Raw genomic sequence first — 11725 nt, forward strand, 5'->3', positions numbered from 1 at the left:
CAATGAGGCCTTCACTTAGATATAAATTTTGGACTGGACCGAATCGTGAACGGACACACGAAGCAGGAACTGTGGTTAGCTACAACAGTTAGTAGGTCAAAGGTTGGCGATTAGTAGCACAGTAAGGGTAGTGTCAACAAGTGGTGGGGAGTACAAGTGATGGCTACGAAGATAGACAATAAATAGATTTATTGGGGTTCATCTCTCTGGAGAAAGCCCCAGAATCCCAAGGCTTAGCTTCTGTGAAGAGCAGGCTTCGAAACAAAAGGTTAATATTGAGTCCAACCATCGGACAGGATAAAAATGGAGGTATCCGTAATCATTCCTACTTATGGTAGAACGTCGGAATTGCGTGAAGCGATAGAAAGCGTTCGAAAGCAGTCTACGCAACCTGCAGAGCTTATCATCATAGATGAGGATCTAAACAGTAGCGTTGGGGATTTTATCTCTAATATTAGCTTTTCGTCCGGGACAAACATTAAGTACTTTAATGGTCAATACGGTGGATTAACTGCATCGAAAAACGTAGCTGCTGAGAAATCAACTGGTGATATAGTGCTGTTTATCGACGATGATGCCGAACTTCATTCGGATGCGATTAAAAACCTTATTATTGTCTATGAAAGAATTAATCCAGACGGTGTTTGGCTTGTAACCGATGAGCAGCCCACCATTGCACAACGGCTTTATACCCAGCTTTTCCATTTTGGCCCATTTAATTATGGGCTAAGAGAAAGGGAGCTTAATAAGGAAGAGACAGGAGTTTTTACGGAAACGGATGCTATGGGGGGTTGCGGAATGAGTGTTCGAAGCTACGTCCTTGATGAATTCAAATTCGATGAATCGGACCCGGTGACGTTCCTGCCAGAAGATATTGACTTTTCATATAGGATGAAAGAGAATCACAAAATTGGTGCGACCGCGATTGCCCGGAAGGACCATAAACGGGTAAAGCGGAATAATCTTTCTAAACAAGAGTTGGAGAGGGGTTTTTATCGAAAGCCGTATTCATATAATTATCTCTACACACAAACACTCAACCGTAATCCTAAATTCCTACCTCATTACTTAATAGTGAATATTGGAATACTAATCAGCGCCATCTATGTAGGGTGGCAAAACCGGACCATAGCACCTATACTTGGTTTTCTCAAGGGAGTCTGTTCGATTATATTTGGAAATAGCGTGGAAGAAGAGTACTTACAATAGATGTGTGGGATTGCAGGGGTTCTTGATTCAAAATCACATCCTAGACAAACCGACTTGGCCCGAATGAACGAAAGTATGGAGCACCGTGGCCCAGATGACTCCGGCATTTACTGCGACGGGCCTATTGGACTTACCCACAGACGGCTAAGCATCATCGACCTTTCGAGCGGTCACCAGCCGATTTTTAACGAGGACGAGTCAGTAGCAGTAGTGTTCAACGGTGAAATATACAACTATACGTCACTACGCAGCTCTCTATCAAGTGTCGGTCACACGTTTTCGACTGACACGGACACCGAGGTCCTCGTTCATCTTTACGAGGAACACGGGCCATCGTTCGTCGAGAGGTTGGAGGGGATGTTCGCCTTCGCTATATGGGACAGCGAGAAGGAGAGACTGGTGCTCGCACGCGACCGAATGGGAATAAAGCCACTTTTGCTCGCCTCAGATGATGATGCGGTCGCGTTCGCGTCCGAACTCCCCGCTCTACTCAAAGCCGAGGTAAACCACGGCGGACTTGACCGAACGGCCATCGCTCAGTACTTCGCGTTCGGGTTCATCCCCTCCCAACGGACTGCGTTTAAGAACATCACGAAACTTCGACCGGGGGAACTCGCCATCGTCTCCGAAGACGGAGTCCAGCGAGAATCGTTCTACTCACCATCGATTACCCCTCGCGAACCGGGTCTCGACACCGCGGCCACCGAACTCCGGGAGCGAGTTGAGCGGTCGGTTGAGAGACGACTGCAGAGCGACGTCCCACTTGGGGCCTTCTTGAGCGGCGGTATCGATTCGAGTATCGTCGTCGGGACAATGGCACAGATATCCGATGAACCGGTAAAGACGTTCACGGTCGGGTTCGATGAAGAACTGTTTGACGAGTCGTGGGCCGCGCGCGAAGTTGCTTCCTTCCACAACACCAATCACCACGAATTTACAGTTTCGCCGGACGATGTGCGCGAGTTGATTCCAAAAGTGGTTGGACGTCTCGGCGAACCGTTTGCCGACCAGTCGCTGCTGCCCACGTTCGTGGTTGCCCAGAAAACTCGGCAGAACGTAAAGGTCGCTCTCTCAGGTGACGGTGCCGATGAATTGTTCGCCGGATACGGGAAGTACCGCGGAGAGTATTATTCCCAGTACTATCGGACAATTCCGCGTTCGCTACGCCGACGACTTATTCAACCAGCGGTCGAATCACTTCCGGCCTCGCGGACGAACACGGTGGGTGAGTTCTCGCGTAAGGCGCAAAAGTTCCTTCGCGGCGGTCAGTCCGATACCGCAGCGCGCCATTTTGAATGGCTTCGCATACACGATAATTCTGCAGATCGTCTGTTCGACGATATTTCGCCGTCGGACGTGGGACGAAACGCGATTTCGGCCCAACACGCAGAACTGGAATCCTGGCTTCCTCCAAGTCGTCGCGATGCGTTGAGTCGCATGCAAGCTGTCGATACTGGCTTCAGTCTCCCGAACCAAATGCTCCAAAAAGTTGATACGGCGAGCATGTTCAATTCATTAGAAGTCCGAGTCCCGTTCCTCGATACCGCAGTGGTGGAGTACGCGATGTCGTTACCGACGTCGTACAAAATTACACCGCGAACTCAAAAGCGGGTGTTGATTCGAGCGTTCGAGGACCGACTGCCACGGTCGATTCTCAAACGTGACAAACAGGGGTTCGACATGCCAATCGGCGAGTGGTTCAAAGACGAACTCGCTACCGAGTTCTGCGAAACCCTCCGTTCGACTGATACCGAACTTCTCGATACCGACGAAGTTCGTTCGGTGTACACCGAACACTGCACCGGCAACCGCGAACACGGGAAGTTCCTCTGGAGCGTGTACGTTTTCTTGAAGTGGCTCAAACGGATGCGGACAGATGGTGTCCTCTAAAGCCGTTGCTTGATTTCACGCGTCGTCTCCGCGACTGTATCTTCCCACCGAAACCGTTTAGCAACTACATGCCGCCCTTGTCGGCCGTACTCCTCCTGTTTCGTTCTATCGCTCACCAAACTCCGCAACTCACGTCCGAACCCCAAAACGTCTCCCACCGGAACGGTCGCACCGGCTCTTTTGACGACTGGCGCAACCTGTTCCAGGTCGCTGGCAACAACTGGCGTTCCGGACGCGAACGCCTCCAGAACCGTTCGAGGCAGTCCCTCTGCGCGACTCGGTAGTACCAGTACGTCCGTAGATCGATACACGTTCGGCATCTCGTCGTAGGATACGTGGCCGAGAAAGGTGATGGACTCGTCTAGTCGTCGTTCGTCCACCTGTTGTTCCAGTTTCGATCGAAGCGGACCGTCGCCACAGAGATACAACTCCGCATTGGGGTACTCCTCGTGGACATTTTTGAACGCCTCGATGGCGTCTCCGGGTCGTTTTCCCTCTACCAACCGACCGACGAACAACACGACCGGACCGTCGGCATCTATCAACTCGCTTTCCGGCCCGTCCGGCGTAAATCTAGACTGATCAATACCGTTGGATACGACTTCGATGTCGGTCTGTACCCCGAAGTCGCGTACGCGCTCCTTGTCCTCGTCGGTATAGCAGAATACAACATCTGCGCTGTCAAAGGTCCACTTCCCGACCGTTTTCAGGTAGGCATCAAAAATCCACTCCGGTGCGGTCTGCGAGTAGAGTCCGTGATTTGTGATTGCTAGCGGTGTGTCACCTAGCCGCCGTTTCAGTGCGGCAAGGTTCGTCGAGAAGTAGAGGTGGGAGTGGGCGTGAACCACATCGTAGTTGTCAGCGCTTGCGAGAAACTTTGCCACGCCAGCAGCGATTTCGTTACCTAGCACGTTGATGGTCGGAGACCGACGAACGACGGTGTATCCGTCACGAGTATCTCGCCTGGGCTTTGAGTTGTCGTCCGTGACTGTCAAGACGGTCACGTCGTGACCCATTGCTGCCTGATCTCGGCTCATCGCGTGGACGTGGTACGTACCACCGCCGGGAACCTCCGGATAAACATTCTGTGCAACGCGGAGGATGTTCATGTACCCCGTCGTTCTTCTGCGAGAACGTAAAGCCGCCGATTACTTGACGAATGATTTCAAATCCACGAAGACTGCCCACACTTGCCTTACAACAATCTTCACGTCGAACCAAAACGACTGTTTCCGGACGTACTGGATGTCGTAGTGCAGTTTCTCCTCCGGTTGCTTGCCCGTCGCATCGTTTATTTGTGCCAGTCCGGTCAGCCCTGGCTTGATGAACCACCGCTTGCGCCACTCAACGACACCGGTTCGGATGTCGGCCTCCAACTCTGGACGTTCCGGTCGCGGACCCACGACGCTCATATCGCCCACCAGAATTGACCACAACTGTGGGACCTCATCTAAGTGTGTCTGTCGGAGGATTCGCCCGACCCGCGTCACTCGTGGGTCGACCTCTCCGGCGTCCTCGTCGCTTATCGTCGCTCCAGTCGCAGCCTCGGCGTCGGTTACCATGCTTCGGAACTTGTACACCTCAAAGGTTTCACCGAACTCTGCGGTCCGTTCCTGACTGTAGAACACCGGACCCGGACTGTCTAATTTGATAGCGACCGCGATAACTCCGATGAAGGGTGCGAACGCGAGTAGGCCGATGGCCGCAAACACCACATCGAATACTCGCTTGAACACGTAGTCCTGCCAGTCCCACGGTTCTAGGTCAATATCGATTACGTCGTCGTGCCCAGTGGTCGGCGTGGTGGTTAACACGTCATCTGCATGGTCACGGTGGACCTTCGCATCCACACCATGTTCGTAGCACGTATCGAGCGCCCCGAAGAACTCCGCGCGGTCGGGGTAAGCGAACGCCAATACTGCGGTATCGACGTCGTACTCGACCAGTACCTCGCCGAGTTGCGAGAGACCGCCAAGGCATTCGAGGTTGTCTGTCATCACGTCACCGCTCCCGTCGGCGATAGCAGGCGTCGTAACTTGGCGGTCATCTTCGGAGTAGTACGGACTTGGCGGCGAGACGTAGCCCACTAGCGGGACGCTAGTAGCGTCAAGTACGTCGCGAATCTCTTCGGGGTCATCACCGACGATGACCGCATTCACCTTCCGACTGGGCCGGTAGCCGATAGCGACAAACCACGCAGGAAAGACTACTAGCAATCCGACCACCGTTAGCATGAGCGTCGAACGCGGAAGTGGATAGCTGTAGTCGAAATAGCCGACAGTTGCCATCGCAAATCCGGCAACGACCACTCGCTTTTGAGTGAACAGAATTGTATCTAAAATCCGTCGCGGTCGGGGCTTGAACAGAGGAATTAGACTCATGGTGACAATAAGAGTGGTCGTAACTGTGGCTATGAGTAAATCGTTCCCAGATAACACGTCGGCAGGGAGTCGCCGGAACACCGGTATAACGGTTGTTAGCCACTGGACAGCCGGGTGGTTTGCGAAGATTACCACCCCGGCCGTTCCCAAAAGTGTACCGACGACACTCACGACTCGATACCGATAACCGGAGACCATCACGCTATGCAGCACAGTCAGTCAGCTTAAAAGCTATGGAGTGCTACTTAGGTGTGAAATTTGACTGTTCATGAGTTCCGGATTAGTGGCTCGTACCAATCCCGGTTGTCACAATACCACTCAGTGAACTGCTCGACGCCTTCACGGATAGTCGTCCTTGGCTCGTAGCCGAGTAACTTCCTCGCTTTTGAAATATCCGCGTGAGTGTGTTTAGCGTCGGCTGCGTTACGCTCACCGTATTCAAGTTCGAGATCGGGAGCAAGTTGATCGCGGATTTCCTTGGCCAGCGTTCGGATTTCGATATTGTCGGTACTCCCGACGTTCAAGATTTCGCCATCCGCACTGTCGTTGTCGAGCAGGGTCTTGTTCGCCTGGACGACGTCATATATATAGGTAAAATCACGAGTCTGGGTCCCGTCGCCGTATATGACCGGTGGTTCGTCATTTAGACATCGAGAAACGAAATTGCTGATGGCCATATTCGGTCGCATTCGCGGGCCATAAACGGTGAAATACCGGAGCGTGACGGTTGGGAGATTGTACACCTCATTATAAATCCGCGCGTACTGCTCTTGCGCAACCTTCGAAGCACCGTACGGACTTACCGGCGTTGTGGGATGGTCTTCGTCGTAGGGGAGATACTCTGGCTTACCGTACACGGATGATGAACTCGCCACGACCACACGCTTAGTATCGGAGTTACGGGCTGCCTCTAGCATGTTGAGGGTACCCGAGACGTTGACATCGTTGACTTTCTGTGGCTCTTCGACACTCGCACGGACGCCCGCCTGTGCAGCTTGATGGAAGATTACGTCTGCATCGCCGACGTACTCGTTAACGATGTCCTCATCGCGGATATCGCCCTGAGTCAGTTCATAGCTTCCGTCACTCTCGGCAGCTGTATCTCGACCGACCTTGACGTTGTGTTCTTTGATGCCCCGGTCGTAGAACGGTTCGAAGTTGTCGAGCGCTACTACGTCGTGGCCGTCTCGGACGAATTCCTCGGCGAGATGGCTCCCGATGAACCCTGCGGCACCGGTAACGAGTATTCGCATTACTACTGGCCGGACACGCAATTAGCAAAAAGGCATCGGGACCGTACTGAACCTTAGTTGGCGGACGCTTCGGAAATTTTGGGTTCAGATTCGTCGTCTTGAAGGAGTCGTTCAGCTTTATCCCGATCCTCAGGATATCCCACGTCCACACGCCATCCATCCATCCGAATTGCGTCAATGGTACGACCGCTCTGGATGAGGAGGTCGATAGCCTCACTAATCTCGTACTCACCACGTTTTGACGGTTGGACCAGATGACAAGCGTGAAAGATAGCGGGGCTAAAGGTGTAGAACCCGGTCATTACGAGGTTCGATGGAGGATTCTCGGGTTTCTCGACCACGTCGGTGATTTCGCCGTAGTCATTGGTATCACAAACACCGTAGCGGTCTGCCTCCTCGAGGGGCACCTCCTCGGTCAGGAAGGCCGCATCTGCACGGTCCTCCTGCTGACGGTTGATTACGTCACCGAGGTTTGCGTCGAAGATATTATCACCTAGAATCAACATAAAGTCATCGTCTATGTACTCCTCCACCGTGAGGAGGGCGTGTGCGAGGCCCTTCTGCTCCCGCTGGTGAGCGTATGTGAGAGGAATACCGTCAAACTCATCACCGTAGTAACTGATTATGTCCTGCTTGCGGTAGCCGACCACGACAACGAACTCGTCGGCCCCTAAATCTACCAATTGATTGAAACAGTGTGTCAAAATCGGCTTTCCGTCAACTTCGACCATTCCCTTGGGCTTGTCCTCGGTCAAGGGGCGCAACCGAGTTCCTTCCCCCGCGGCTAGCACGACGGCTTTCATGTACGAGGAAACTCCGACGGAGTGTTAAATACCTTTAGACTCGTCGCCATCCAAACACTCAAGAGAGCGGACGGATACGAGGCGGGTAATGAACCTCAGTATCGTCGGAAGCGGCTACGTCGGGACGACCGTCGCGGCGTGTCTCGCCGACTACGGCCACGAGGTGACGAACGTCGATATCGACGAGGAAGTCGTCGCGGCCATCAACGCGGCCGACGCCCCGGTCCACGAACCCGGTCTCGACGACCTCGTCGCCGAACACGGCGGCGACCGCCTGCGGGCCACGACCGAGTACGCCACAGTTCGAGAGACCGACGTCACGTTCCTCGCGTTACCGACACCGACGGGCGACGACGGCCGCATCGACCTCGAAATTCTCGAAGCGGGCGTCCGGTCGCTGGGCGACGCGCTCGCGCCGAAGGACGAACCGCATCTGGTCGTCGTCAAGTCCACGGTCGTTCCGGGGACGACCGAGGAGACCGTCGCACCGATACTCGCCGACGCCGCTGGCAAGACGCTCGGCGACGACCTCCACGTGGCGATGAACCCCGAGTTCCTCCGCGAGGGGAGCGCCGTCGCGGACTTCCGGGACCCCGACAAGGTCGTGTTCGGGACCCGTACCGAGTTCGCACGTGACCGCCTCCGCGAGGTCTTCGCGCCCCTGCTCGACCAGTCGGACGCCGAACTGGTCGAGACCGGAATCCGGGAGGCCGAGATGATGAAGTACGCCAACAACGCCTTCCTCGCGTCGAAGGTCAGCCTCGTCAACGAACTCGGGAACATCTGCAAGGAGTACGACGTGGACGCCTACGAAGTGGCCGAAGCCATCGGACTCGACGACCGAATCGGGAAACGATTCCTCCGGTCGGGGGTCGGGTGGGGCGGAAGTTGCTTCCCGAAGGACGTGTCGGCGCTCGTCGCCGCCGCACGCGAGGTCGACTACGAACCCACTCTGTTGGAGGCCGCCGTCGAAGTCAACGAGAAACAACCCGACAGACTGCTCGACCTGCTCGACGTTCACCTCGACCCGGCCGGGAAGCGCGTCGCGGTCCTCGGACTCGCGTTCAAACCCGGCACCGACGACGTGCGCAACTCCCGCGCGATACCCGTAATCGAAGGTCTCCGCGAGCGCGGGGCCGAAGTCGCGGCCTACGACCCCGTGGCGACCGAGAACATGCGCGAGCGTTTCTCCGACATCGAGTACGCTCCCTCCGCGGAAGCCGCCCTCGACGGCGCGCACGGCGCGGTCGTCGTGACCGACTGGGACGAGTTCGCCGCCCTCGACTCGGCGTTCGATGCGATGGCGAATCCGGTCGTCGTGGACGGCCGCCGCGTCGTGGAGCGCCGCGACGGAATCACCTACGAAGGACTCACGTGGTGACGTACGCGAACACGGTACAGAGATGTAGGAAGATGCGAGGGGATGCGGAAAAGACAGCGTAGCTACGCGCCGACGCTGACGTTACCGCCGTTCTCGACTGCGCTTTCGGAGACCGTTACCGTCTGATTCCCGATACGATACGTGCCGGGATACGAGACCGTCACCGAGAAGGTTCCGTCCGGGCCGACCTCTGCGTTCCGGCGATAGACGAACTTCGTCCCGTCCACCTCGACGGTGTTCGAGACCGACACCGTCCCGTTAGCCGACGCCGTCCCGGTGAGGTTCGCGCCCGGTACCAGCGCGAACGCTTTCACCGACCCGTCTCCGCTAACGTGCATCATCCGGTAGTGTCCTGCGCCGCTCGCTCCACCCCCCGCGCTCCCGTGTCGCTGGTGCAGTCGTGCGTAGTTGGAGTCCTTCGGAATCCTGTTTAGGTCGAGGTCCGTCGTGACGACGAACCCGACTCTCTCCCGGAGTTTCTCGTACTGGGCCACGGGGTTCTTGGCCGCGAGGAAACTCTCGTAATGCTGCAGTGCGAACCCGTAGGACCTCGACTGCCCGTTCACGAAGTAGTTGTACACCCGGTTACGGCCCCACTTAGTCAACACGTAGTTCTCGGGGTATTCTTGCCCGCGCTGCTCGGCGTACTCGTTCATGGACACCGACGACCGGAACTTGTCGTCGGCGATTTTCACCTGTTCGTGTCGGACCGCGGTCTGGGCCGCGCCCGCACTGGTAACGAACAACAGGAGGACGGCGACCGCCGTAATCGTACTCCTATCCGGGAGTTCGAGAGACGAGGTCGGTTCTGTCTGCCCCCTCTTGTTCGCCTTCCCACCGAACGTGGGCGGCGTCGTCAGGTCAAGTTTCGCGACGAACGCGACGAACGCGTATCCGGCGAGCACCGCGGCGAACGGCGCGAGTTCGCCGACGAACCGACGCTGGAGCGTCGCCAACGCGAGGAAGTACCACCCATACGTGCAGACCACGAGCCACGGACGGTGCCGTTGTCGATAGGCCCGCAGACTCGCCAGCACTAACATCGGAACCGCGAGTAACCACGCGAAGCCGAGTTCGAGTATCGGACCGACGAGGAATCCCGACGGGCCACCGGCGAATATCGACTGGGTCTCGGCCGGGCCGGACTTGAACAACAGGTAATCGACTTGCTCGATTAGTTTCGACCCGTACGCCGGCAGGACGGTCTGAAGAATGACGAGACCCGCCAGTCCCCCAGCGACGACACCGGTACCGAAGACGAACGCGGGCATGTCGGCTCGGCGAACCCCCTCGCCGAGCAGCGACACGGCTAACACGCCGACCAGCAACAGTACCGGGGAGTAGGCGACGATGTCGGTGTGCCATCCGAATCCGGTGTGGGCGAGATGTGAGAGCAGCGACGCGAGCGCGAGTCCGCCGAGTATCGGTGCACTCGCTACCAGCGGTGACTGGTCGGCCCGCACGTCCACAGCGGCGCGACTTGCGACGTAGACGCCGAGCGCCCCGACGAGGAGCGGTCCGGCCTCCCACGCCAGCACCTGTCCGGCCACCGCGACGCCGAGGACCCCCGCCACGAGCCACGTCCGCGTGTCCGAGAGGTCCTCGCGGTCCACGTCGGCCAGCCAGACCAGTGAGAGCGCGGTCAGCACCAGCCACGGGTAGTCGAACGCGTGGTGGTCGGCGAAGCCCAGACCGGTCCGGTAGGCGAACGCGGGAATCGTCGCCAGCAGGACCACCGCGGCAAGACCGACCCGGCGGTCGTCGGTCACGCGGACCGCCATCGCGTAGGCGAGCGTCGCGACGACGACCGACGAGACGACGGGATACCACGCAAGCACCCATCCCGCAGCGTCGGCCCCGCCGAACAAGTTGGTCAGCCACCAGAGCGCCCCGACCATCAGGGGTTCGCCTTTGCCGACGGCACCGGGAAGCCCCGAGAGGACGCTGAAGTCGAAGACGCCGGTCGCCTCGGCGGAGAGCTGCTCGACCCAGTAGCGGTAGTAGTACGGGTCGTTCGAGGGGAGGACGACGTAGTCGCCGCGGAAGACGCTGGGAAAGACGTACGTTCGCAGCAGGACGACGAACGCCAGCGCGGCCCCGAACGCGCCCGCCTCTACTCGCGACACCGACGGGAGCGACACCGACGGGAGCGTGGGACCGTCACCGACGTCGGATTCGGCGTTGGTCGTCTCACCGTCGAGGCTCGCCCGAACCGCGGGCGGGTCCGCGATTTCGTATTCGTCGCCGTCCTTGGCGACGATGTCGCGTGAGACCAACTCGCCGAACGTCCCGGAGTCGAGGGGTACGTCGTCGAAGGTCCACCCGTCGGCGCGTTCGTCCACCGCGAGGAGGTCGCGGAGGTCGGGTTCCAAGTCGGGTTTCTCCGCGAGGAGGTCGTCGGCCGCCTCACGCACGTCAGTCATGGTCGGCGAATGTCGTGAACGGGCTATAAAGCCTGCGACACGAATTTGAACCGCGTCGAGAGCGCGGCCGGGCGGACGTCGTCACTCACAGGAGGTCCCGGACTCTGCCGAGTACGCCCGTCCGGTCTCGCCCCCACGATTTCCGGACGACCCGGCCGGGCGCTTTGACGTACGGCGGGCCGCTACGCTCGTCGCGTTCGTATCGCACGACGACCGAGACCGCGTTCCCGACCGCCTCGGCCTCCACCTCGCCCAACCCGATACACCCCGTCTGCGGGTCCTCCGCGTACAGTACCGCTTCCTCGCTGACCGAGACGGGTTCGTCGAGGTGCACGACCTGTAGGCGTTCGCGGATGGCGTCGGGGTCCGCGTCCATACCGCGACC

At 57.7% G+C, this 11725-nt stretch carries 9 protein-coding genes; 3 read left to right on the forward strand and 6 right to left on the reverse strand.

Annotated elements, in window-relative coordinates; genetic code table 11:
* The first annotated feature begins 303 nt into the window (after window positions 1-303).
* Together FXF75_RS02375 and asnB are read left to right on the forward strand one after the other, a co-directional pair.
* Complete coding sequence (locus FXF75_RS02375; protein WP_163519948.1) at window positions 304-1209, forward strand: glycosyltransferase family 2 protein; 906 nt, start codon at window positions 304-306, stop codon at window positions 1207-1209.
* The gene (gene asnB, locus FXF75_RS02380) at window positions 1210-3099 is read left to right on the forward strand and encodes an asparagine synthase (glutamine-hydrolyzing) (protein WP_163519949.1); all 1890 of its coding nucleotides are present in this window, start codon (window positions 1210-1212) and stop codon (window positions 3097-3099) included. It begins immediately after the preceding gene.
* On the opposite strand, the gene FXF75_RS02385 is transcribed toward asnB, so the two are convergent.
* The 4 genes from FXF75_RS02385 to aglF all read right to left on the reverse strand — a co-directional run bounded on the left by FXF75_RS02385 (window position 3096) and on the right by aglF (window position 7536).
* Window positions 3096-4208: a glycosyltransferase family 4 protein gene (locus FXF75_RS02385; RefSeq protein WP_163519950.1), complete on the reverse strand. Its 1113-nt coding sequence runs from the start codon at window positions 4206-4208 to the stop codon at window positions 3096-3098. The genes asnB and FXF75_RS02385 overlap by 4 nt on opposite strands.
* A 39-nt stretch (window positions 4209-4247) precedes the next feature.
* A complete protein-coding gene (locus FXF75_RS02390; protein WP_163521067.1) occupies window positions 4248-5678 on the reverse strand; it encodes a sugar transferase in 1431 nt (476 codons plus the stop codon).
* Between the two features lie 68 nt (window positions 5679-5746).
* A complete protein-coding gene (locus tag FXF75_RS02395; RefSeq protein ID WP_163519951.1) occupies window positions 5747-6733 on the reverse strand; it encodes an SDR family NAD(P)-dependent oxidoreductase in 987 nt (328 codons plus the stop codon).
* Between the two features lie 53 nt (window positions 6734-6786).
* Window positions 6787-7536, reverse strand: a complete 750-nt coding sequence (gene aglF / locus FXF75_RS02400) for a UTP--glucose-1-phosphate uridylyltransferase AglF (RefSeq protein WP_163519952.1) — start codon at window positions 7534-7536, stop codon at window positions 6787-6789.
* A gap of 88 nt (window positions 7537-7624) precedes the next feature.
* Here aglF and aglM point away from each other — a divergent pair, with 88 nt between their 5' ends.
* Entirely contained in the window at window positions 7625-8917 is a 1293-nt protein-coding gene (gene aglM / locus FXF75_RS02405) for a UDP-glucose 6-dehydrogenase AglM (RefSeq protein ID WP_163519953.1), read from the forward strand.
* A 62-nt stretch (window positions 8918-8979) separates the two neighbouring features.
* Here the strand turns inward: aglM and FXF75_RS02410 are convergent, their stop codons facing one another.
* The gene (locus FXF75_RS02410; RefSeq protein WP_163519954.1) at window positions 8980-11340 is read right to left on the reverse strand and encodes an STT3 domain-containing protein; all 2361 of its coding nucleotides are present in this window, start codon (window positions 11338-11340) and stop codon (window positions 8980-8982) included.
* An 85-nt stretch (window positions 11341-11425) separates the two neighbouring features.
* Complete coding sequence (locus tag FXF75_RS02415) at window positions 11426-11716, reverse strand: hypothetical protein (RefSeq protein WP_163519955.1); 291 nt, start codon at window positions 11714-11716, stop codon at window positions 11426-11428.
* Window positions 11717-11725 lie beyond the last annotated feature (9 nt).

The sequence above is a fragment of the Halorussus sp. MSC15.2 genome, from assembly GCF_010747475.1.
Classification (GTDB): Archaea; Halobacteriota; Halobacteria; order Halobacteriales; family Haladaptataceae; genus Halorussus.